The organism is Citrobacter sp. Ce006 (assembly GCF_030336535.1).
Lineage (GTDB): Bacteria > Pseudomonadota > Gammaproteobacteria > Enterobacterales > Enterobacteriaceae > Citrobacter > Citrobacter europaeus.
Map to the genome: position 1 here is coordinate 906,945 of NZ_JAOWDO010000072.1, position 23,806 is coordinate 930,750.

The following is a 23,806-nucleotide window of genomic DNA, read 5'->3' on the forward strand; positions in this document are numbered from 1 at the left end:
ACCCGGCATTTTCTTACGATAAAAATGTAATAAAAACAGGTTGTTCTGATATTAATTCCCTAAAACATATACTAATGGCTATATATTTTTGATTTTTTCTGTAGTTGCAAATCTACAAAGGTAATGGCATATCTGATGGTGTTTTAAATATCTTATTTCTTACAGGGATTATAGAATAATGGGCAAGGGTAAAATTATTGTTGCATCAATGATGGTGTTTTGTGTCCTTATTTTTATTGCTGCTATTGCCTTTTTTATGATGTATCAGGGGGAACTAACTGAACCAACCAGTGAAGAGAAACATGCTGCTATTCTGCATGCCGCGGGTCTGCTGAAATCAGACGTGCAGGATGAAAAAACAATAAAAAATTTATTTCAACGTTATATTTTGTCGCGTAAGGTAAATCTGGATTCTGGTGAATGGGTGGCAGACGATGCCGTGACGCAGGAATGTAAAAAGCTCGCTCCGGAACATGATCCCGCGAAGATTTATCAGCGCTGTGCAATTGCAGATGTTTATCTGGTCAAGAATAAAAACAATAAAATTCAACAAATTATACTACCCATTTTCGGTAAGGGCGCGAAGTCGATGATGCATGCCTTTCTGGTCCTTGACCCAGACGGACGTACGGTTAAAAACCTGTATTACTACCAACAGCGGGAAACTCCATTTTTGGGTGCCAGAGTGGAAGATGAGAGCTGGCGTAAGCAGTGGCTGGGTAAAAAAGTGGTTGATAATAACGGGAAGCCAGTGCTGAGAATAACTCAGGAAAAATCGGGAAATATCGATGAATATACGGTAGATGGTATTTCTGGTGCAACTCTGACATCGATGGGGGTAGAGAACAGTATCAACTACTGGACAGGTGAGCAGGGCTATGGCCGTTTTCTGCAACGGATTACTCGTGATCCTGATATAATAGCGCCCTAATTATTTTTTGTATTAAATAATATTTGTCCTCATGCTCGCTGTCGACTTGATTTGCGTCAGCGAGTATTGGGCGAGTTCTATTCCTTAGAGTCTATAAATACTCCTGTCTTAACGTCTGCATCAATAAATCCAGACTGTCTCAATTCTGTATTCATCACATTTTCATGAAATAAATTTACATAACTTGTCACCTGTTGACATTTTTATGATCCAGGTCATGTACAGCACAATCAAAAATCGGTAATGATAATAATTATCATTTGTATTTTACGGGATGCGTGCCGTGCGTAAGTTCAGTTTTTTCCTGCTGACCACTTTCTGTAGCTTGTTTGTAAGCCTTCACGTATGGGCTGCTACAAACTATGCGCCGTTTATTGAGGATATTGAGCAACGTCTTGATAAAACGGCAGAACTTTACTCTCAACAGCAAACAGATGAGGCGCGACGCACGGTGCAAATGGCCTACTTTGAGGTATTTGAAAACCTTGAAGGTCCTATTCGAATCAACATTTCCGCCAGCAAAAGTTATGAGATGGAAAGCGCTTTTGGTGAGATCCGACGCATGATTGGCGAAAAAAAATCTTTCTCAGACGTGCAGGCCAAAATTGACTGGCTTAAAGCTTCGTTGCGTGAAGTTGAACCCGTGTTAGATGGCGGGCATCGTCTGGTTGCCGAAGAGCAGCACAATGCGTTTTCCAGAACGGATATCGCCGTACACTGGCAAGAGAGTTTTCGCATTATCGACGATTTGCTGGCCCAGGCGGTAAATAACTATCAGGCTGGGAATTTAAGCGTAGCCAGCCAGAACGTCCAGCAAGCGCACTATCAGGGTTTCAAAAACTCAGAGATGGAAATGTCGGTCAGACAGAATCGATCGGCAAAAGACGCAGCTGCGATCAATCAGCAATTTTCTGCGCTGATTGCGCTCACCGCGCAGCCGGATCGCCTGAATGATGTTTCATATCAGGTCACTACTTTGTTACAGGATATTGAGGATCTTCTGCCAGGTCTGCCCACTACCCGTGACGAACAGCAGGTTACAGCGGAACAAAATACGGGAAGTGCTCCAGTGGCTGAGGATGACAAAGCTCGCGCAGACTGGACTGCCGTGTCTTTATGTATCCATCAAAGTATTCAGGACGCGATTGCCCGCTATCAGCAGGGCGATGCGAAGAATGCCATTCTGGATGTTCAAGATAGTTATTTTGACCGCTTTGAAGCCAGCGGTATGGAAAACAAGATTGGTTCTCGCGATTCGGCGTTTAAGACCTCGCTGGAGGCTTACTTTACGCGTCTGGTTAGTCTGATGAAAGCTGGTCAGCCAGTGGAAAGACTCAACGCCGAAGCCAGCGCGCTGGATCAGGACTTACAAAAAGCGGTGGCGATGTTGGGGGAAGGAGAAGAGACCCAGTGGAGTCTGCTGCTCTATAGCCTGATGATCATTGTCCGCGAAGGTCTGGAGGCACTGCTTATCGTGGCGGCCATCGTAGCTTATATGGTGAAAAACAATCACCAGGATAAGTTGCCGCTGATTCGCCAGTCGGTGGTTGTCGCACTAATCGCAAGCGTCATTACCGCTGCGATATTCCAGCTCCTGTTCACTAATTCCGGTGCCAGTCGTGAATTGCTGGAAGGCGTAACGATGCTGATTGCCGTCGTTATGCTGTTCTTTATGAGCTACTGGTTACTGTCAAAAGTCGAGGCACGCCATTGGAAAGCCTGGCTGGAAGGAAAGCTGTCTCACTCACTTTCCCGCGGTTCACTGGTTGGACTCTGGCTGACAAGCTTCCTGGCTGTTTACCGTGAAGGGGCGGAAACAGTGCTGTTTTACTATGCCCTGGTCGGGGACGCGAATGATATTTCTGGCCATATGGCGATTGCAGCAGGTTTTGCTATCGGCTGTGTTGTCCTGCTGGCCGCCTGGCTCCTCATGCGCTACTCGGTCGTACGTCTGCCGTTGAAGCCATTCTTTATGTTTACCGGCAGTTTTATGTACCTGATGGCTTTTGTATTTGCGGGCAAAGGGGTTCTGGAACTGGTGGAAGGCAAACTGTTCCAGCCAACGTTGATTAACGGCATGCCTGAAATCAGCTGGTTGGGAATTTATCCCTACGTGGAAACGTTATTACCGCAGATTGTATTACTGCTTGCGGCGCTGGTGGCGCTGTGGGTGATGCGGCGGAAAAGCTCTGTTCCAGGGGAAACGATAAAAAATAATCTATAGCTGTTATTTAAGACGAGAGGATATGTCTGATGACCATGAAGAAAACCCTGATTGCCAGTGCAGTGATGGCGGGTATTTTCACTGCTCCGGCCGCGTTTGCCTTTAAGGAGTATCCGGCGGGCGAGCCTGTCACCATGAATGAGATGGAACTGGCCGCTGTGTATCTGCAGCCAATCGATATGGAACCGCGCGGCATGGGGTTACCGGCAGCAAAAGCCGATATTCACCTTGAGGCGGATATTCATGCAGTAGAAGGCAGTAAAAATGGTTTTGGCGCAGGCGAGTGGATCCCTTATCTGACCATCAGTTACACCTTAATTAACAGTGATACAGGTGAAAAACAAGAAGGTACTTTCATGCCGATGGTCGCCAGCGATGGTCCTCATTACGGCGCTAACATCAAGATGATGGGTGTGGGTAACTATAAAGTGACCTACCACATCGAGCCGCCGTCAAAAGCGGGAATGCATCGTCATACAGACAGTGAAACAGGCGTTGGCCGCTGGTGGAAACCATTTGATGTGAGCTATGAATTTAAATACGTCGGCCTGAACTAAGCGCTTTTCCCATCAGGCTGCTTTATTTGCCATGTTGGGCCGGGCAGTGCTCCCAATCCTATGTACGAGGTGTACCTATGATTTGTTTTGCGCTGCCCACATCCCACCTGACTGCAAACTATTCCCTCTGATGGGCAGGCTCTAAATTATCGATATATCTGGATAGTTACATCATTCAATCCGCCGTACAGAGTCGATGTTATGAGTTATTTTTTTGTCACGACACTACAGGTTTTTTTCTGCGTTGCGTTGCTCTCCGGGGTTCTCTGGAGTCGCAACGATCCCCCTTCTTTGCGCCCACTTGTCTGGACCTTACTCACAGGCTTAATCGTTGGTGTGTTGGTGGGGCTCACCCTCCGTGGTTCGCAGCCAGTGCAATTACTGCTGGTCGGTACAGAAGTGATGATTACGCTGTTGTTTGTGTTGAGCTTCTGGTGGGTATCAAACCGCATTCGCTACCTGTGGCAGGGGATTCTGGTGTTTGGCGCTGCCCGACACTGGGCGCTGGATCCTAATCTCGGCGGATTAACCAGCACCCATGTACTCAATACCGATCTGCTGTTGAATTTGACGGCAATGCTATTGGCATTTGCGATTCTCTGCCTGGCGGGAGTGCTTTGCGCCATGCTATTGCGTCGGATTCGTGGGCTTTACTGGCCGTTAACCCTGATTCTGATGGTAATGATTTGGCTGCCCTTAAGCGGCAATCTGTTGCTGTTATTTATGAAACTGCAGGTACTGCCGCTGGCGAAATCGCTATTGAGCTTCGTGGCCAAAGTGACAAACAACGCGGCGATGTATAACTGGTTGGGGGCCGCTCTGTTACTTGTTCTGGCGCTGTGTTGGATACCGGCGCTGCTTCGCGCTATCCGACAGACGCGTGAAGCCGATGAGCCGATAGCACATCGACTGGCGTTGGCGCATCGTCGAAATGCGTTTCGTCTTTGGCTGGTGACGTTAGGGTGTGCGGGGGTCGTGATCGCCGGACAGCTTTGGTGGGAAAAAGTCGCCTCTCAGCCTCCGCAATTGTCAGAGGCAATTCCGGTACAACTTGCCAGTGATGGCATGGTTCATCTGCCAATAGAACAACTCCGTGATGGCAAATTGCACCGCTTTGTCTGGGTAGCAGATGATGGTAAAGCTGTACGTTTTTTCGTGATTAACCGTTATCCCGACAAGTTGCGTTTGGGTGTGGTTTTTGATGCCTGTTTGCTGTGTGGCGATCAGGGCTACGTGATGGAAGGGAATCAGGTTATTTGCGTGGCCTGCGGGGTACACATTTTCATTCCTTCGATTGGTAAACCTGGTGGTTGCAATCCGGTGCCGATTGAAAACTGGCGTAATGATGAGAAAGAGCTGGTGATCCCGGGTAAAGAACTGGCTGCTGGCGTGAATTATTTCTCGACGGTAATGACCATCAAGGTGACCGACCCGGTTGACGGCTCCACGTTGACAAATACCTCTGCTGACTACAAATACAGCTATGGCGGCAAAACCTGGTTCTTCTCATCTGAGGCAAATTACGACCGCTTCCGTAAAACACCGGAACAGTTCGTTCCTGCCGAATTGAGGGAGGAGTAACAATGTTGTGGCGAATGTTACGACAATCCTGGGGGCGCAATCTCCGGCGCAAGGGGCTGGCTATTGTAACCGTCTTTCTTGCTTCCAGCCTGATCTCCGCACTGCTGGCGGTGTCGATTGATATTGGCGATAAAATGTCCAGAGAGCTGAAGTCTTATGGTGCCAATATTTTGATTGAACCAGCCGGGCAGGCGGCACTGCCTGCGCTTTTCAGTGAAAACAGTAATCCACTCTCAGAACAGGATTTCCTGGATGAAGTGGAACTACCAAACATAAAGGATATTTTCTGGCGTAACAACATTGTCGGCTTTGCTCCTATGCTCGGCGGTGATATCGACATCGACGGCAAAAAAATACGTATTCTTGGCACCTTCTTCAGTCAGCCGGTGGATATTCCAGATGAAGAAGGGTTTGAAACGGGGCAGAAAACGGTAAGCCCGTTCTGGCAGGTTACTGGCCAATGGCCACAGGAGCCTGTTGGTGATGTCCCTCAAACATTGGTTGGCCATGCGTTGGCACGACAAACGGGCTGGAAGCCAGGCGATCAACTGGTAATTCGTACCAGTAAAACAGCGTTGAACGTGACCGTCAGCGGAATCCTCTCTAGCGGCGGGGATGAGGATAACCAACTGGTTATGCCGTTGCGCACGGCGCAAGCGCTGCTTGGTTTACCCGGTAAAGTGCAGGCTATTCGTGTCTCGGCGCTGACGGTACCGGAAAATGAGCTGTCGCGCCGGGCGCGTGAAAATCTTGACGCATTGAATGCTGAAGAATACGACCTTTGGTACTGCACGGCCTATGTCTCGTCCATTGCACATCAACTGGAGGAGGCTATTTCTGGTGCAGAAGTCCGTCCAGTGTGGCAGGTTGCTGCATCCGAAGGGGTCGTTATCGATAAAATTCAGTTGCTGATGGCGGTCGTGACCGTCGCAGCACTGGCGGCTTCGGCGATGGGAATTGCGTCCCTGATGACCAGCACCATTATGGAACGCGCTAAAGAGATCGGCCTGATGAAGGCGCTTGGCGCGCATCAATGGCAAATCATGCTGCTGTTCTATCTTGAAGCCGCTTCCAGTGGACTGGCCGGAGGAGCATTGGGATGTATAGCGGGTTGGGGAATGGCGAAAGCGATTGGCTTGATGCTATTTGCTGCACCACTGAATTTTGCCTGGATTGTGGTGCCATGTGTACTGGTGATTGCGGTCCTGATTGCCCTGATTGGCACCTGGTTCCCGGCTCGGCGTATTGCCCGCTTGTATCCTGTGGAGGTGCTGTATGGCCGCTAAACGGACAATGCTCTGGTTACTGGTATGGCGGGCGCTGCGTCTGCGCTTTCAGCGGGTTAGCGTGGTATTTGCCGCATTGATGGTGGGGGCGACCATTGTGACCGCGCTGTCAGCGGTGTGGTTCGACATCAATACCAAAATGAGTGAGGAATTACGAACTTTTGGCGCAAATTTCTATATCGGGCCAAGCCATGGTTCCAGTATGCCGCAGCAAGAGCTGCAGACCATTTTAGATCAGGCGCCACAAGGCCTGGTTCATGGAGCCAGCCCATGGCTATACGGTATGGCGCGCACCGAGCTGGAAAAGGTGGTGATTGTCGGCGTGTGGTTTGAATCCTTACAAAAGCTGGTGCCGTACTGGCAGGTTCAAGGGAGTTGGATTGGTGTCAGTTTCGACGATCGCAATGCGATGATAGGCGTCAAACTGGCAGAGCGTCTTAATGTCCAGCCGGGCGATAGCATTATTCTGGTGGATCACAATCAGCGTAAAAACTTACAGATTAAAGGCATTGTTGAAGCCGGTGATGCGACAGATAACATGTTGATTGTGAGTCTTGATGTGGCGCAGGCGTGGCTGCATCAGCCCGATAAAATCAGCCATGGACTCATGAGTGTCAGTAATGATGTCGGCCAGGTGGAAAACTTTGCCAGCCGTTTACAGGTTCAATACCCGGACCTGGAAATACGCCCAATCCGGAAAGTCTCTGCTTCAGAAGGACAGGTGCTGGATAAGATAAAAGGCTTAATGGGGCTGGTTTCGCTCGTGATCCTTGCACTGTCATCTTTGTGTGTGAATACCACGTTGATGGCCATTGTTGGTGAGCGAGCCCGGGAGTTTGCGCTGCAAAAAGCGTTGGGAGCCAGCAACGGCGATATTGTCCGGCAAATCCTTCTGGAAACCTGCATTATCGCGCTGGCAGCAGTGGTTTGTGGGTGGTTATTAGGGTACGTGTTAGCCCAATTGCTTGGGCTGACCGTATTTAATGCCGCTATTTCACTACGCTGGCCAGTGCTGCCGGTCACCCTGACATTATCTTTACTGGTCGCCATTCTGGCGGCGATTGTCCCGGTCCGTCGTGCGGTCAGCGTCGAACCCGCAAAAGTGTTGAAAGGAGAGTAACGCCATGTCCGTTATGCAGACCCCGTCAATGGCAATAGAAACCCGCCATTTATATAAACGGTTCGGCGATGTTACCGCCTTAGATAATATCAACCTGCAAATAGTGCAGGGCGAGTTTGTCGCTATTATGGGCGCCTCAGGTTCAGGGAAAACGACACTGATGAATATTCTGACTTGCCTGGATACTGCAACAGAAGGTCAGGTATTTTTAGATGGGATAGATGCTGCCGCACTGGATGAAGAGGGGCGCCGCCGTTTTCGCGCAGAAAAAATAGGGCTGGTGTTCCAGCAGTTTCATCTGATCCCGTTTTTAACCGCGCTGGAGAATATCATGTTGGCACAGCACTACCACAGTGTTGTGGATGAAGCTGCTGCCAGAAAGGTTCTGGAACAGGTGGGGCTTGGACACCGGGTAACGCACCTGCCGAGTCAACTTTCCGGAGGGGAACAGCAACGGGTGTGCATTGCCCGGGCTCTGGTCAATGAACCGCCGGTAATTTTTGCCGATGAACCCACGGGTAACCTTGATGAAGAGAATGAACAGCGGGTGCTCGATCTACTCACAGATCTGCATCGTCAGGGGCGTACGATTGTGATGGTGACACATAACCCGGCGCTTGGGTTGTTTGCCGATCGTATTATCCGTCTGCAACATGGCAAATATCTGGGTGAGGAGGCTAATCAACATGCGCTGGATTAACATATTAACTCTCGCCACTTTGGTTTTGATTAGTGGATGTAAGGAAGAGAAGTTGGCGGTTGGGCAGCAAGCCCCGGCGCTGGCAACATTCGACTTGCAGGGCGGAGAGGCCGGGCTTGAACGCTGGCGTGGAAAGGCTGTTTATCTAAACTTTTGGTCGGCGAGTTGCGGTGGCTGTCTTGCCGAAATGGACGCGCTGGAAGCGCTAAGTAAAAAGTGGGGTGATAAGGTTGTGGTGGTGGCTGTGAATACCGATCCGGCGACGGTTAAAATAGATGGCTTACTGGCGAAACATCAGGTTTCTTACCCGGTACTTCGCGATCAGCTTAAGATTTCCCAGGAGCGATATCAGGTTATCGGTACGCCAACCTCTGTGTTGATTGACAGGGAAGGTCGCGTGCTGGAATTACACCAGGGGATGCGGAAATCATCTGAGTTAGATGCGACGTTTGCGCGCATGGCCGCCCGATGAACGCGATACAGAGAGAAACGCTATATGGCATTCCGGTGGAATAAAGAAAGTCTGGCCGTCCTGCATGAAAATGCAGGTGTTCTTACGACGGAGCAGATTGCACTGATGCTTCGCACCAATATTACGGTTGTGCGCAATATGGCGTATCGACTGAAACTCAGCCTGCGGGTATCCGCCTACAATCAAAAACGTATTGAGCAAGTACAAACTCTCTATACGTCTTCTGAACCATTAAATCTGAAAGAGATTGCAGCAAAAACCGGACTGACATTCAGTACGGTGCAGTACATTGTATATGTGAAATTAAAAAGTAAACCGTATACCAAACGGGAATACGTTTCCTTTGAAACTGACGATGCGGTTCATTATCGGATACAACGGGAGTTCATTGATACTGAACGTTCCCTTCTGCACAACATTCCAGATAATACACGCTTTCATCAATTGTACCTGACAGACGGAACTTTATATTCTGCACGTAATATTCGCAGCGAAGTGATTATCTCCGATTAATCGGATGGCATATTTCGTTACCCGACGAAGCAAGTATTCATATTAGCGTTTAACCTGGCTTATCTTTTTTTGTGGGAAAATAAAGAATGGCCAATGTATACGCGTATGAATCCGCTCTGGTGATGATGATTACCGCCACGTTTGTCCTCGCCGGGATGGTGAAAGGCGTTACGGGTATGGGATTGCCCACCGTGGCTATGGGGATCCTGGGGTCGCTTATTTCGCCGGTTGCCGCGGCAGCCATGCTGCTGTTGCCTTCACTGATTAGCAATCTTTTTCAGTTTGGCGGTGGCGGAAATACGCGTCAATTACTCAGACGACTATGGCCAATGCTGTTGACGGTGGTGGTAGCGACACTGCTTGCCAGCGCGTGGATTACCGGTGGCGACACCACCCGTACCCAGTTTGCGCTCGGCGTGGCGTTGGTGGCTTACGCTATCTGGACGCTGGCTGGAAAGAAAATCGCGGTGGCTCCGCAGCATGAAAAATCGTTTTCCCTCGTCATTGGATTTGTGACCGGCTTATTGACTGGCGGAACCGGCGTGTTTGTAATGCCCGCCGTACCCTGGATCCAGTCATTGGGGTTTGAGAAAGATGAACTGGTACAGGCGCTCGGGATCTCTTTTACGTTTTCGACCCTGGCATTGGCGCTTGGTTTGTGGTGGCACAATGCGCTGCCCGTACAGTCGCTAAGCTTATCGGCGTTGGCCATTGTTCCTGCGCTGATTGGTCAGTGGTTAGGAACCCATGTGCGACGGGTTATTTCTCCTGTTGTGTTTAAACGCTGTTTTCTGTTTTGTCTGGTTGGGTTGGGTATGGAGATGATGTTGCGTGCGGCGTGACCGGTGCGGTGACTTTGGGGCGCTATCATGGCATCGTTACTTCAGGCATTCAGGGGCAAAGAGGTCGCTATGGCATCAGAGATGTTAAGTGAAGAAGAGGGCGCTCTGGAGTCGCGAATGGCGCTCACTGCGGCCGCTATGGCCGATAAATCGCGCTCGCGTATGCTGTGCGCCTTGATGGATGGCCGCGCCTGGACCGCAACCGAACTTAGCGCTGTGGCGGATGTATCAGCGTCGACTGCCAGCGCGCATCTGGCGCGTCTGTGCGAACAACGCTTTGTTGTGGCGCTTGCGCAGGGCAGGCATCGTTATTTTCGCCTTGCAGGTTCCGATATTGCTGAACTGCTGGAGCGTTTGATGGGGGTGGCGTGGGCGACATCAACGCCCCGCAAAATCACGACGCCGCCAGGCTTACGGCATGCACGAACCTGCTACGATCATCTCGCCGGGGAGGTGGCGGTGAGGCTGTTCGACACGCTGGTTTCCCGTCAGTGGTTAACGCCGGATGGTGAAACGCTAACGCCGCTTGGGCAGGAAAAGCTGGCCCAGATGGGGATTGTCCTGGCGACGGGTTCATCCCGGCGGAAGCTAACCTGCGGTTGTCTGGACTGGAGCGAACGACGTTTCCATCCCGGCGGCGAGCTTGGCGCATCGCTGCTACGCTGGATGACTGACCAGCGTTGGATAAAAACGGAACTCAATAGCCGACGCGTCACCTTCACTCCGCTTGGCATTCGCAAACTCGAAAGCGAGTTCGGTGTTAAAGCGACACGGTAGATGGTTCGTTTTGCGAAAGCGTTCCCGGAAATATGTCATATTTCTGTCACACTCTGTTGTGATTGATAACAACAAGAGGTCGTAGGGATGAATAAATCGTTAATCGCCACAGCCGTGGCAGGCGCTGTATTATTGTCAGCCGCCGCGCAGGCGCAGACCGCGCCGGAAGGCTATCAGCTTATGCAAGTATTGATGATGAGTCGGCATAACTTACGCGCACCTTTAGCCAACAATGGCAGCGTCCTTGAGCAGTCGACCCCAAAACAATGGCCAGAATGGGATGTCCCCGGAGGACAACTCACCACCAAAGGCGGTGTGCTGGAAATCTATATGGGCCACTACATGCGAGAGTGGCTGGCAGAACAGGGGATGGTGAAATCGGGAGAATGTCCGGCACCGGATACGGTTTATACCTATGCTAACAGCCTGCAGCGTACGGTTGCTACGGCGCAGTTTTTTGTCACAGGTGCTTTCCCGGGGTGCGATGTTCCGGTCCATCATCAGGACAAAATGGGCACCATGGATCCCACATTTAACCCAGTGATCACTGATGATTCCGCCGCTTTCAGCCAGCAGGCCGTGCAGGCAATGGAGAAAGAGCGCAGCAAAATGCAGCTCAACGACAGCTATCAGTTGCTGGAGCAAATGACTGACTACAAAGACTCACCGTCCTGCAAAGAAAAACAGCAGTGTTCCCTGACCGATGCCAAAGATACATTTAGCGCGAAATACCAACAAGAGCCTGGGGTTTCGGGGCCGCTGAAGGTAGGGAACTCTCTGGTTGATGCCTTCACGCTGCAATATTACGAAGGCTTCCCGATGGACCAGGTTGCCTGGGGGGAGATTAAATCCGATCAGCAGTGGAAGGTTCTGTCGAAGCTGAAAAACGGCTATCAGGACAGCCTGTTCACCTCCCCGGAAGTGGCGCAGAACGTGGCTAAACCGCTGGTGAAATATATTGATAATGCGCTGGTTACTGAACGCGCGAAAGCGCCGAAAATAACGGTGCTGGTGGGGCATGACTCCAACATCGCATCGCTGCTCACCGCGCTGGATTTCAAACCATACCAGCTTCATGACCAGAACGAGCGTACGCCGATTGGCGGAAAGATTGTCTTCCAGCGCTGGCATGACAGCAACGCAAATCGTGATCTGATGAAAATCGAGTACGTGTATCAGAGCTCGCAGCAGTTGCGTAATGCAGACGTTCTGACGCTGAAATCCCCGGCGCAGCGCGTAACGCTGGAGCTGAAAGGGTGTCCGATAGATGCGGATGGTTTTTGCCCGATAGATAAGTTCGACAGCGTGCTGAATGAGGCGGCAAAGTAAAAGAAAAACTCCCCCGTGTTCGCGGGGGAGTCTGAGCGCTAAACGTTTTTACGTTCGATAGTCTGTTCACCCCAAAAGAGCGAATCTTTGTCTGTTTTCTCAAAGGCTTTGATGAGTACCTCGTCGCTACCTTCTTCCCAAATTTTTTCCGCCAGCTTCTCGTCATAATGCGCGACTTCAAAAATGGCTTCGGCTATTTCCGGCGATGTATTGCGCAGACTTGCCCATTCGCCGACGCGATGGGCTTTCGCTTCTTGAGTTGGCATTCGAATCCTCCTGTTGAAGATTAGCCGTTGAGTTTTACTGCCAGACCAGCGACATATTCACCCTGATAGCGGGCGATAGATAACTCTTCCTGACTTGGCTGGCGAGAGCCGTCGCCTCCGGCGATAGTGGTTGCGCCGTAAGGTGTACCGCCGCGAACTTGAGAGACATCAAACAGCTCTTGCGCTGCGTAACCGATAGGCACGATTACCATCCCATGGTGGGCAAGCGTAGTCCAGGTTGATGTAATGGTTTGTTCCTGACCGCCGCCGGTCCCTGTCGAGCTGAATACGCTGGCGAGCTTGCCGTACAAGCCGCCTGACGCCCACAGCCCGCCAGTCTGATCGAGGAAGGTGCGCATCTGACCGGACATATTGCCAAAGCGTGTAGGGGTACCAAAAATAATAGCGTCGTAATCAGCCAGTTCTTGCGGGGTTGCGACTGGTGCGTTTTGTGTTTTGCCACCAGCCTTAAGGAAAATCTCAGGCTGCATGGTCTCTGGTACGCGCTTAATAATCACTTCCGCGCCATCTACCTTATTTGCGCCTTCTGCGACTGCATGGGCCATAGTTTCAATGTGTCCGTACATGGAATAATAAAGCACCAGAACTTTTGCCATTTTACACTACTCCTCGAGTTAACCGTGTCCGTAGCGACTCGCTACCTACCTTTAAAGATATGACGTACTGTCAGGAGTGCAAATTTCACAATCACTTCTTTGATTTATAACAATTTTTATAACAACCTCTCTTGTCGCAAAATGATACATATTTAACCGGGTAAAATTTGGTAGTCATAAGAAAGACTTATTGATTTCTTAGTGTGACTATTTCTTGAACATCATCAATCCTGTTGCAGGATATTACAGTTAGCGGCCGCCCAGGCCACGCTTCACTATGCTTAATCCCACGCAGTTATTTTCAGGGCATAGCCCATAACGCTGCGTGAGGTATCACTCCCCAGTACCTATGCAATATGATGTCTAATCAATGACGGAGGTCAGTAATGGCAAACCATCGGGGCGGTTCCGGTAATTTTGCGGAAGACCGCGAAAGAGCATCAGAAGCAGGTCGAAAAGGTGGCCAGCACAGCGGGGGCAACTTTAAGAATGACCCGCAACGCGCTTCAGAGGCAGGTAAAAAAGGGGGCAAAAATAGCCACGGCAACAACAAGTCGTAATTGTCGGGCTATCTGTCAGATATGACGTGACGGCTGAAGGTCAGAGCCAGACGTTACGTAGCCACCTACCGCCGCCGGTTTGTTCCGGCGGTTTTTTTTGTCTGCAAGGTTGAACTGTAACAAAACGCAACGCAGACTAATGACATTCAGTTACTCGGGTGTCTCATGTCATTACTATCTCGTTATTCCTTCTCTGTTAAACCTCAGGAAGCGATCCTCATTGTGATCACCATGTTCTGGGGTGGCACGTTTCTGGCGGTGCAATATGCCGTTACCCTGAGCGGGCCTTTTTTCTTTGTTGGTGTCCGTTTTGCCACCGCCGCGCTGGCGGTCGCGCTTTTGTCTTTACGCACATTGCATAAGCTGACGTGGCTGGAAGTTAAAGCAGGCGTTGCGATCGGTATCGCAATTGCGCTGGGCTATAGTTTGCAAACCTGGGGGCTACAGTTTATTCCCAGTAGCAAATCGGCTTTTATTACCGCGATGTACGTGCCGTTGGTACCGCTTTTACAATGGCTGTGTCTGGGACGTATGCCCGGACTGATGCCGTGTGTCGGCATTGTGCTGGCCTTTATCGGGTTGATTTTTCTCGCCGGACCGGGAGGCAATTTGCTGGCTTTAGGCGAAGGCGAGTGGATAACACTTGCTGGCGCGGTGGCGATTGCGGCAGAAATTATCCTGATTAGCGCGTGGGCGGGAAAAGTGGATGTACGTCGGGTAACGGTAGTGCAACTGGCGACCGCTTCGGTAGTGGCGTTTATTGCGATGGGCCCGGCCAAAGAGACCGTACCGCCAATGTCTACCGGATTGCTGGTTGTGGCGCTGGGGCTCGGAATTTTCAGCGCGATTATTCAGGTCACCATGAACTGGGCGCAGCGCAGCGTTTCGCCGACGCGAGCGACGGTTATTTATACCGGTGAGCCGGTGTGGGCCGGGATTTTTGGTCGTCTGGCGGGTGAACGCTTACCTTTACTTGCCTTGCTTGGCGCGGCATTCATTATTGTTGGTGTGCTGGTCAGTGAACTGAAGTTCAAAAAGAAAAAAGCGCAGCCGCAAGAGGCGCCGCCGGAGTCGCTTTAATTTAACCATTCACCGCGTGATTTGGTATGCTGACGCCCTCACAAGAAGGAGAGGGCGCATGGTCCAACGCGCAGAGAAAAAAACAGGTAAGCGCTCGCAGGCCGTCAGTGCAAAACGCCAGGCCATATTAACCGCGGCATTAAATATCTTCTCCCAATATGGGATCCACGGCACGCGTCTTGAACAGGTTGCTGAGCAGGCGGGCGTATCAAAAACCAATCTGCTTTATTACTACCCGTCAAAAGAGGTGCTTTATATCGCTGTTTTACGGCAAATCCTCGACATCTGGCTGGCTCCGTTGAAGGCTTTTCGCGAAGACTTTGCGCCGCTGGTGGCCATTAAAGAATACATTCGCCTTAAGCTGGAAGTATCGCGCGATTACCCGCAGGCCTCACGGCTGTTTTGTATGGAGATGCTGGCTGGGGCGCCTTTATTGATGGCTGAACTGGAGGGGGATCTTAAAACGCTGATTGACGAGAAATCCGCGCTGATTGCCGGTTGGATAAAAAGCGGAAAACTGGCTCCGGTCGATCCGCATCATCTGATTTTTATGATTTGGGCTTCAACCCAACACTACGCCGACTTTGCCCCGCAGGTAGAGGCGGTGACGGGCGCAACGCTACGTGATGAAGCCTTTTTTAACCAAACGGTGGAGAACGTACAGCGGATGATTATTGAAGGGATCCGCGTACGTTAACTGGCTGGCGGCAACGGGCAGCTTAAATCACCCTCTTCGCACTGTAACAGTGAGGCGAGAAACGCTTCGCGCTCGTTGGTTTTATCGGTCAGGCACTGGCTGGATATCATCGCCTGGGCGCTACCGCCTTCGGTGCCAGAACTGATTAACGCGCAGTCTGCATCACGCAGGGTTATCCATGAGGTTTGCGCTTTTTTCAGTAAATCTCGCTGGGTTGGGGCGGCGCGCTTCAGCGCATTCTGATACGTTTCATTAAGTTTAGCGTCGGCCACCTTATATTGCTCTGCTGCACAGGTGTTCATCTCAATCTGCGTGTTCGCGTTGGCGCAGTCATCCGCCAGCGCCTGGCCGCTCAGCAGCAGCGCTGCACATGTCAGTACGATTCGTTTCATGCTTCCCTCTGACTTCATAAAAAAAGGCCCCGTTACCGGAGCCTTAATTAACCACAACCTTAGCCGATTGTCATCAGGCTGGCGTTACCCCCAGCCGCGGCGGTATTGACACTCAGGGAGCGTTCAATGTACAGCCTCTCCAGCAGAATATTGCTTTCGCCGCGGGCAAAGCCCTGGACCGACACGATCGCCCCTTCGCGGGCCGCCACTGCTTCGCACAGTGCGCGAAGCTGATCGGAATCGCCGTGGAAAATAACCGCATCAAACGGCTGGGTAGTGATGTTGTCCGCTTTGGCAAACTGAATGCGCCCGGAAACCGCGGCTGGCAAACGTTTTGCCAGGTCACGATGGAACGCATCATCTGGCCACAGGATTAAGCTCCCTACGGAAGCCACCGCAGCAAGCTGTACCAGCGCGTCCTGTTCATCATCAGCGATACACAGCACGCGTTCGCGCGGCAACAGTGTCCAGGTATTGCGTTCACCGGTTGGCCCTGGCAGCAGACGTTGGGTTCCGGCCTGCGACAGTTCGCCATACTGCTGGCAGAGAGCACGCAGCGATGGACGGTCGGTTGCCCATTCGCTGAGCGCTTCCAGCGGCTGAACAAGTGCAGCCTTAAGCTGCGCATCGACCGGATAGTCCGCATCCTGACGGGCAAGCGTAATGCCTAACGCATTTTCCGGACGGTTTGCCAGCAGGCGGTACAGATACAGCGGTCCACCCGCTTTTGGTCCGGTTCCTGACAAGCCTTCGCCACCGAATGGCTGCACCCCGACGACGGCGCCAACCATATTGCGGTTAACATACAGGTTCCCCACGTGTGCCGAGCCTGTGACCTGGGCGATGGTTTCATCGATTCGGGTGTGTACGCCCAGCGTCAGGCCGTAGCCGGAGGCATTGATTTGTTCAATCAGGTTGCCCAGATTGTTACGGGTGTAACGCACAACGTGCAGTACCGGACCGAACACCTCTTTTTGTAATTCGTCGAAGCTTTCCAGCTCGATAAGCGTCGGCGCGATAAAGGTACCGGTTTGCCATTCACGCGCATCGTCGCTGTTTTCGCGCGCGGCCTGGAACACCGGGCGTCCTTTGGCGCGCATGGCCTGAATATGGCGCTCAATATTGGCTTTGGCTTCTTCATCGATAACCGGCCCAATATCGGTGGTCAGGCGACCCGGGTTGCCCATACGGCATTCCGCCATCGCACCGCGCAGCATTTTCAGCGTATGATCGGCTATATCATCCTGCAGACACAGGACGCGTAGTGCGGAACAGCGCTGCCCGGCGCTGTCAAAAGCAGAAGCCAGAACGTCGACCACGACCTGTTCCGTCAATGCGGAAGAGTCGACAATCATGGCGTTCATCCCACCGGTTTCGGCGATAAGCGGGATTGGACGCCCCTGCGCATCAAGGCGGGTCGCAATATTGCGTTGCAACAGCGTGGCGACTTCCGTTGAGCCGGTAAACATGACGCCGCGTACGCGCTCATCGGAAGTGAGCTGTGACCCGACGGTTTCACCCTGACCTGGCAGCAGTTGTACCACGCCCGGCGGTACACCCGCTTCGAGTAAAATAGCGATACCCTGGGCGGCAATCAGCGGAGTTTGTTCCGCAGGTTTTGCCAGCACGCTATTACCTGCCGCCAACGCGGCGGCAATCTGCCCGGTGAAAATAGCCAGCGGGAAGTTCCATGGGCTGATACAGACCACCGGCCCTAACGGACGATGGGTTTCATTATCGAAGTCATCGCGGACCTGACCAGCATAATAGTGCAGGAAGTCGACCGCTTCGCGCACTTCCGCAATGGCGTTGCTGAAGGTTTTACCGGCTTCGCGCACCAGGATGCCAATCAACTGCTGCATCTGACCTTCCATCACAACGGCGGCGCGATGCAAAATAGCGGCGCGCTCTTGTGGCGGGGTGGCGAACCAGATCGGCGCGTTATTTACCGCGTTCTGCAGCGCCTGTTCCACTTCGCTGTGAGTTGCTTCTCGCACGTAACCGACAATGTCTTTCGGCTCAGCCGGGTTAACCACTGGCGTCATTTCACCGTCAGCAACCGGATGTTCGAGCATCGGTTTAGCGTGCCATTTTTGCAGCGCGCTGTTGAGCAGGGCAGAAGACAGCGAGGCCAGACGATGTTCGTTCGCTAAATCCAGCCCGCCTGAGTTTTCGCGACCTTTACCATACAGGTCACGCGGCAGGGCAATTTTCGGATGCGGCAGCCCGGCCTGGCCTTCCTGCTGCGCCAGTTTTTCAACGGCTTCGACCGGATCGGCCACCAGTTCATCCAGCGGCAGGGTAGTGTCTGCAATGCGGTTGACGAACGAGGTGTTGGCGCCGTTTTCCAGCAGACGACGCACCAGGTATGCCAGCAGCGTTTCGTGCGTGCCGACCGGTGCATAAATGCGGCATGGACGGTTCAGTTTGCCATCGGCAACTTTGCCGGTGACCTGCTCATACAGCGGTTCGCCCATGCCGTGCAGACACTGGAACTCATACTGACCCGGATAGTAGTTCTGACCGGCTAACTGATAAATTGCCGCCAGCGTATGGGCGTTGTGGGTGGCGAACTGCGGGTAGATCAGATTCGGTACCGCAAGCAGTTTTTTCGCACAGGCCAGATAGGAAACATCGGTGTACACCTTACGGGTGTAGACAGGATACCCTTCCAGACCGTCCATTTGCGCACGTTTGATTTCGCTGTCCCAGTAGGCGCCCTTAACCAGACGGATCATCAGGCGACGGCGGCTGCGCGTGGCGAGGTCAATCAGGTAGTCGATAACATACGGGCAGCGCTTCTGATAAGCCTGGATAACAAAGCCGATACCGTTCCAGCCCGCCAGTTCAGGTTCAAAGCACAATTTTTCCAGCAGATCGAGGGAGATCTCCAGTCGGTCGGCCTCTTCGGCGTCAATGTTGATGCCGATGTCGTACTGGCGCGCCAGCAGTGTAAGCGACTTCAGACGAGGATAGAGTTCATCCATTACGCGATCGTACTGCGCACGACTGTAACGCGGATGCAGCGCCGACAGCTTGATAGAAATGCCAGGCCCTTCATAGATACCGCGGCCATTAGAGGCTTTACCAATGGCGTGGATCGCCTGCTGGTACGAAACCATATAAGCCTGGGCATCGGCGGCGGTCAGAGCCGCTTCGCCCAGCATGTCGTAAGAGTAGCGGAAACCTTTTTCTTCCAGTTTACGCGCGTTAGCCAGCGCTTCGGCGATAGTCTCTCCGGTGACGAACTGCTCGCCCATCAGGCGCATTGCCATGTCGACGCCTTTACGCACCAGTGGTTCACCGCTCTTGCCGATAATACGGTTGAGTGAGCGTGAGAGGCTGGCTTCGTTATGCGTAGAAACCAGACGACCGGTAAACAACAGCCCCCAGGTCGCCGCGTTGACGAACAGGGAGGGGCTGCGTCCAATGTGCGACTGCCAGTTGCCGTTGCTAATTTTGTCGCGGATTAACGCATCGCGGGTTGCCTTATCGGGAATACGCAGCAGGGCTTCCGCCAGACACATCAGCGCGACGCCTTCCTGTGAAGAAAGGGAGAATTCCTGCAATAAACCTTGTACCATCCCGGCGCGGCCGCTGGCGGTCTTCTGGTTACGCAGTTTGTCGGCCAGATCGTACGCCAGTTTATGCGCTTGCTCGGCGATGGGTTGCGGCAGACGTGCCTGCTCCATCAGCATCGGCACCGCGTCGGTTTCGGCGCGGCGGTACGCGGCGGTAATTGCCGCGCGCGAAACTGACTGCGGCAGGATCTGTTCGGCAAATTCCAGGAAAGGCTGATGCGCTTCATTCTGCGGGGTGGTTGACTCCTCACCCTCATTCGCGGCACCCGCCAGCAGGGCTGGCAGCTCAGGAAGCGCGTCGTCATTTTCCAGTCTTTCGAGATAATTAAAGATGGCTTGTTTGATCAGCCAATGTGGCGTGCGATCGATTCGTGATGCTGCTGTTTTAATACGCTCGCGAGTGGCGTCATCCAGCTTAACCCCCATCGTGGTGGTTCCCATGCCGTTTACTCCTGTTGTACTTAAATACGGGGCTGATAGTTACCGAGAAATATCTACCATGTTGCAACTTTGTGCAACCATGTTAAATGTGACTTGGTTTGCAAGCTTGGAAATGAATGAAATGTTAATAAATATGAGCGTTATGAAAGAGGCTGTAATAATTGCCGAATCTTTTTCTCTGCGGTAGTTAACACTTTTAAAAGGTGCAACCGTAAAAAGTGTGAGAGAGTGCAACCTACAGAAAAATGCTATCTACTCTGGATCAAATTTGATGTAAATGATGTGTTAAATCGATTGTGAATAACCATCGCTTCCGGCAGGATACGGTCGCCCTGGTAAACATAGATATCTTTGCCACGTTCCGGCAGAGTAATAAAACGGCAAGCCACGGCATTGCTGATACATAATTTTGGAGAGTTTTGATGGCTATTAGCACACCGATGTTAGTGACATTCTGTGTCTATATTTTCGGCATGATATTGATAGGGTTTATTGCATGGCGTTCAACCAAAAACTTTGACGATTACATTCTTGGTGGACGCAGTCTGGGTCCATTCGTGACCGCGTTATCCGCCGGGGCATCTGACATGAGCGGCTGGTTGCTGATGGGTTTGCCTGGCGCGATTTTCCTGTCGGGCATTTCAGAAAGCTGGATCGCCATCGGCCTTATTTTGGGCGCATGGATCAACTGGAAGTTGGTGGCCGGACGTTTACGCGTACATACCGAATACAATAACAATGCGCTGACGTTACCGGATTACTTTACCGGTCGCTTTGAAGATAAAAGCCGAATTCTGCGTATTATCTCCGCGTTGGTTATTCTGCTGTTTTTCACCATCTATTGTGCTTCAGGGATTGTGGCAGGGGCGCGTCTGTTTGAAAGCACCTTTGGCATGAGCTACGAAACAGCGCTGTGGGCGGGCGCGGCCGCGACGATCATTTATACCTTTATTGGTGGTTTCCTGGCGGTAAGCTGGACGGATACCGTCCAGGCCAGCCTGATGATCTTTGCTCTCATCCTGACGCCGGTAATGGTCATTATTGGCGTGGGTGGATTTGAAGATTCGCTGGAAGTGATTAAACAAAAGAGCATCGAGAACGTGGACATGTTCAAAGGGCTGAATTTTGTTGCCATCATTTCCCTGATGGGCTGGGGTCTGGGTTACTTTGGCCAGCCGCATATTCTGGCGCGCTTTATGGCGGCAGATTCCCACCATAGCATCGTTCATGCTCGCCGTATCAGTATGACCTGGATGATCCTGTGTCTGGCAGGTGCCGTGGCCGTAGGCTTCTTTGGTATTGCTTACTTTAACAACAACCCACAGCTTGCCGGTGCCGTTAACCAGAACGCCGAGCGTGTGTTTATTGAACTGGCGCAAATACTGTTTAACCCATGGATTGCCGGTATTCTGCTGTCTGCGATCCTCGCTGCGGTTATGTCGACTCTGAGCTGCCAGTTGCTGGTGTGCTCCAGCGCAATCACCGAAGATTTGTACAAAGCGTTCCTGCGTAAAAATGCCAGCCAGAAAGAGCTGGTATGGATTGGCCGCATCATGGTGCTGGTCGTGGCGTTGGTGTCCATCGCGCTGGCGGCGAATCCGGAGAACCGCGTACTTGGTCTGGTAAGCTATGCCTGGGCCGGCTTCGGCGCGGCGTTTGGTCCGGTAGTCCTGTTCTCCGTAATGTGGTCGCGTATGACCCGCAACGGCGCGCTGGCGGGGATGATCATTGGTGCGGTGACGGTAATCCTCTGGAAGCAGTTTGCCTGGTTGGGTCTGTATGAAATCATCCCGGGCTTTGTTTTCGGCAGCATCGGTATTGTGGTCTTCAGCCTGCTGGGTAAAGCGCCATCAACGGCTATGCAGCAACGTTTTGCCGAGGCTGATGCGCATTATCACTCAGCTCCGCCATCGCGTTTACAGGCAGAATAATCTACCTTTGTCCTCAGGCTCGCTGTGTGCGCAATACCGTTCGGTTAAGCATGTATGGAGAACGTTTTACCCTGAATTAGTTTCCGTTCACCTTATGTGCATTGCTTCTCTGATATCGCTATACCTGTGAACGTGCAAGGGAGGCTCACCGCCGCCTCCCTTGCATCCCAGGCTCCCGGCGGGAAAATCGTCGCTGCGCGAGCTATTCGTCTTATGCCGTCTGCCTGTCGGGTCGGGGCCGAGCCTGCGTCCCTGCAGGCCGTCCCCTCTGTCCGCATCCCTGCGGACAGACCCGGTCAGCCGTCAACGCCTCATCGATTTTCAGCCGGACCGGGGTCATCGCTTCAACGCTCTGACTTTCAGCTAAATCTTTTTTGCTGTTCAAATATATTCAAATAAAAGTGCAGGAGGTCTGGTGTGGCTGGTCCGGCTGAAAATTGCCGACGTGTTTCCGTAAGGCCGGGAGAGCCAGCATGGATGCTGGCTCAGGGCGCGCTTTGCAGGGATAATGAGATGGACGCTCCAGATTTTGCGGCATCAAAGTACCAGACTGGATCGTTGCAATACGTCCTGAAAATGAGGAGCGTCCACATGAAAGTATCAACTCTTGGTATCGACCTGGCAAAGAACGTTTTCCAGCTTCATGGTGTCGATCACGAAGGTCATACTGTTTTGCGTAAGAAGCTGACCCGGGCTAAGTTCGTTCAGTTTGTCATTCAACTGGAACCTTGCCTGATGGGCATGGAAGCCTGTTCATCCAGCCATCATTTTGCACGGTTATTCAGTCGCCACGGCCATGAGGTAAAACTCATTCCTCCGCAATATGTGAAGCCCTATGTCAAAACGAACAAGACGGATGCAGCAGATGCTGAAGCTATCTGCGAAGCGGTAACCCGCCCGAATATGCGTTTTGTACAGATAAAAACCGAAGAGCAGCAGGCCGTTTTAGCGTTACACACTGAACGGGGAATACTTATCCGTGAGCGGATCGCCTGTTCCAATAGTTTAAGAGCCACACTTGCTGAGTTTGGTATTACGATTGCAGCCGGACAAAGCCATTTAACCCGTGAGCTGCCAGCCATTCTGGAAGACGGCGAAAATGGTTTATCTCCCTTTGTCAGAACCAGCATCTACAGACAGGCTCACCATATCCGGGAACTTGAGGAGCAGGTTAAACAGGTAGAAGAATCTCTGGCCTCCTGGTACAGAACGCAGGAAGCCTGCAAGAGAATGGCCAAAATCCCGGGGGTTGGCATGCTAACGGCCACTTATGTGGTGGCAGCAGTGGGTAATGCCCGACAATTCAGCACCGCAAAGCAGTTTGCTTCATGGCTGGGGCTGACACCAAAGGAGCATTCCAGCGGCGGGAAACAGCAACTGGGAGGGATCAGCAAACGTGGCGATGGCTATTTCCGATACCTCCTGGTTCACGGCGCACGCGCACTTACCGCCTGGGTCAACCGGAAAGGCTCAGTTGAGGAGAACACCTGGCTTCAGGGATTGCTTGAGCGAAAGCACTACAATGTAGCTGTTGTCGCCATGGCGGCAAAAACATCAAGAATTATGTGGTCAATGTTGACACGTAACACGGAATATCAGCCTCGCCAGCCCGCCTGACACAAGGTCAGACAGTCTGACGAGGTGCTGAAAAAGAGTTAACGTCCTGGTAGGTGCAGGTGACTTCAGAAGATGGCAAAACAGGTAAGACCGCAGGCAGGATACACCGAGAGGTAGCAAGGGCAAGTCAGCCCGCAGAGGATGATTGGTACCTGCCTGGCGGATTTCATCATGGTTCGGGATAAATAAATCCCATCAGAAACCGGATATATGGCTGCATCTACCCGTTTTATCACTTAACTGAAAAATAAATTGCATCCCGGGAGCGTCCATATATGCTACCTCGCGCCCG

General features: G+C 52.0%; 21 protein-coding genes. 17 read left to right on the plus strand and 4 right to left on the minus strand.

The window, feature by feature from the left end; translation table 11 throughout:
• Positions 1-178: 178 nt before the first annotated feature.
• The 12 genes from nqrC to agp all read left to right on the plus strand — a co-directional run bounded on the left by nqrC (position 179) and on the right by agp (position 12,332).
• Positions 179-931: an NADH:ubiquinone reductase (Na(+)-transporting) subunit C gene (gene nqrC, locus OGV94_RS18580; RefSeq protein WP_213732560.1), complete on the plus strand. Its 753-nt coding sequence runs from the start codon at positions 179-181 to the stop codon at positions 929-931.
• A 274-nt stretch (positions 932-1,205) separates the two neighbouring features.
• The gene (locus OGV94_RS18585; RefSeq protein WP_286523936.1) at positions 1,206-3,155 is read left to right on the plus strand and encodes an FTR1 family iron permease; all 1,950 of its coding nucleotides are present in this window, start codon (positions 1,206-1,208) and stop codon (positions 3,153-3,155) included.
• Positions 3,156-3,184: 29 nt separating this feature from the next.
• Positions 3,185-3,712: an iron transporter gene (locus tag OGV94_RS18590; RefSeq protein WP_003035987.1), complete on the plus strand. Its 528-nt coding sequence runs from the start codon at positions 3,185-3,187 to the stop codon at positions 3,710-3,712.
• Between the two features lie 201 nt (positions 3,713-3,913).
• Positions 3,914-5,293 (plus strand): Fe-S-containing protein, encoded by a 1,380-nt coding sequence (locus tag OGV94_RS18595; protein ID WP_220772183.1) that lies wholly within the window; start codon positions 3,914-3,916, stop codon positions 5,291-5,293.
• A gap of 2 nt (positions 5,294-5,295) precedes the next feature.
• Positions 5,296-6,579 (plus strand): ABC transporter permease, encoded by a 1,284-nt coding sequence (locus tag OGV94_RS18600; protein WP_043015848.1) that lies wholly within the window; start codon positions 5,296-5,298, stop codon positions 6,577-6,579.
• Positions 6,569-7,699 (plus strand): ABC transporter permease, encoded by a 1,131-nt coding sequence (locus tag OGV94_RS18605; protein WP_286523937.1) that lies wholly within the window; start codon positions 6,569-6,571, stop codon positions 7,697-7,699. The genes OGV94_RS18600 and OGV94_RS18605 overlap by 11 nt, the downstream gene beginning before the upstream one ends.
• Positions 7,700-7,703: 4 nt before the next feature.
• Entirely contained in the window at positions 7,704-8,399 is a 696-nt protein-coding gene (locus OGV94_RS18610; protein ID WP_075144860.1) for an ABC transporter ATP-binding protein, read from the plus strand.
• Positions 8,386-8,871 (plus strand): TlpA family protein disulfide reductase, encoded by a 486-nt coding sequence (locus OGV94_RS18615; RefSeq protein WP_047412195.1) that lies wholly within the window; start codon positions 8,386-8,388, stop codon positions 8,869-8,871. The genes OGV94_RS18610 and OGV94_RS18615 overlap by 14 nt, the downstream gene beginning before the upstream one ends.
• Before the next feature lie 24 nt (positions 8,872-8,895).
• Positions 8,896-9,384, plus strand: coding sequence for a hypothetical protein (locus tag OGV94_RS18620; RefSeq protein ID WP_043015852.1), 489 nt, complete (start codon positions 8,896-8,898; stop codon positions 9,382-9,384).
• An 86-nt stretch (positions 9,385-9,470) separates the two neighbouring features.
• Positions 9,471-10,226, plus strand: a complete 756-nt coding sequence (locus OGV94_RS18625; protein WP_286523938.1) for a sulfite exporter TauE/SafE family protein — start codon at positions 9,471-9,473, stop codon at positions 10,224-10,226.
• A gap of 69 nt (positions 10,227-10,295) precedes the next feature.
• On the plus strand, positions 10,296-11,003 hold the full coding sequence (locus OGV94_RS18630; protein WP_286523945.1) for an ArsR/SmtB family transcription factor: 708 nt from the start codon (positions 10,296-10,298) through the stop codon (positions 11,001-11,003).
• Between the two features lie 87 nt (positions 11,004-11,090).
• A complete protein-coding gene (gene agp, locus OGV94_RS18635; RefSeq protein ID WP_043015855.1) occupies positions 11,091-12,332 on the plus strand; it encodes a bifunctional glucose-1-phosphatase/inositol phosphatase in 1,242 nt (413 codons plus the stop codon).
• 38 nt (positions 12,333-12,370) lie between these two features.
• On the opposite strand, the gene OGV94_RS18640 is transcribed toward agp, so the two are convergent.
• Complete coding sequence (locus OGV94_RS18640; RefSeq protein WP_003036015.1) at positions 12,371-12,598, minus strand: YccJ family protein; 228 nt, start codon at positions 12,596-12,598, stop codon at positions 12,371-12,373.
• A 20-nt stretch (positions 12,599-12,618) separates the two neighbouring features.
• Entirely contained in the window at positions 12,619-13,215 is a 597-nt protein-coding gene (wrbA, locus tag OGV94_RS18645) for an NAD(P)H:quinone oxidoreductase (protein WP_003832057.1), read from the minus strand.
• A 386-nt stretch (positions 13,216-13,601) separates the two neighbouring features.
• On the opposite strand from wrbA, the gene OGV94_RS18650 reads away from it, so the two are divergent.
• From OGV94_RS18650 to rutR, 3 genes are all read left to right on the plus strand, one after another.
• On the plus strand, positions 13,602-13,775 hold the full coding sequence (locus tag OGV94_RS18650; RefSeq protein WP_003036022.1) for a con-10 family general stress protein: 174 nt from the start codon (positions 13,602-13,604) through the stop codon (positions 13,773-13,775).
• Between the two features lie 165 nt (positions 13,776-13,940).
• Entirely contained in the window at positions 13,941-14,855 is a 915-nt protein-coding gene (locus tag OGV94_RS18655; RefSeq protein WP_080625411.1) for a DMT family transporter, read from the plus strand.
• Between the two features lie 58 nt (positions 14,856-14,913).
• A complete protein-coding gene (gene rutR, locus OGV94_RS18660; RefSeq protein WP_043015857.1) occupies positions 14,914-15,552 on the plus strand; it encodes an HTH-type transcriptional regulator RutR in 639 nt (212 codons plus the stop codon).
• Here the strand turns inward: rutR and OGV94_RS18665 are convergent.
• Together OGV94_RS18665 and putA are read right to left on the minus strand one after the other, a co-directional pair.
• Positions 15,549-15,944, minus strand: coding sequence for a lysozyme inhibitor LprI family protein (locus OGV94_RS18665; RefSeq protein WP_043015858.1), 396 nt, complete (start codon positions 15,942-15,944; stop codon positions 15,549-15,551). The genes rutR and OGV94_RS18665 overlap by 4 nt on opposite strands.
• Positions 15,945-16,003: 59 nt before the next feature.
• Positions 16,004-19,966, minus strand: coding sequence for a trifunctional transcriptional regulator/proline dehydrogenase/L-glutamate gamma-semialdehyde dehydrogenase (putA, locus tag OGV94_RS18670; RefSeq protein ID WP_172862903.1), 3,963 nt, complete (start codon positions 19,964-19,966; stop codon positions 16,004-16,006).
• Between the two features lie 422 nt (positions 19,967-20,388).
• Here putA and putP point away from each other — a divergent pair, with 422 nt between their 5' ends.
• Positions 20,389-21,897, plus strand: a complete 1,509-nt coding sequence (putP, locus tag OGV94_RS18675) for a sodium/proline symporter PutP (protein ID WP_286523939.1) — start codon at positions 20,389-20,391, stop codon at positions 21,895-21,897.
• A gap of 591 nt (positions 21,898-22,488) precedes the next feature.
• Positions 22,489-23,514, plus strand: a complete 1,026-nt coding sequence (locus OGV94_RS18680; RefSeq protein ID WP_286522466.1) for an IS110 family RNA-guided transposase — start codon at positions 22,489-22,491, stop codon at positions 23,512-23,514.
• Positions 23,515-23,806: the final 292 nt, after the last annotated feature.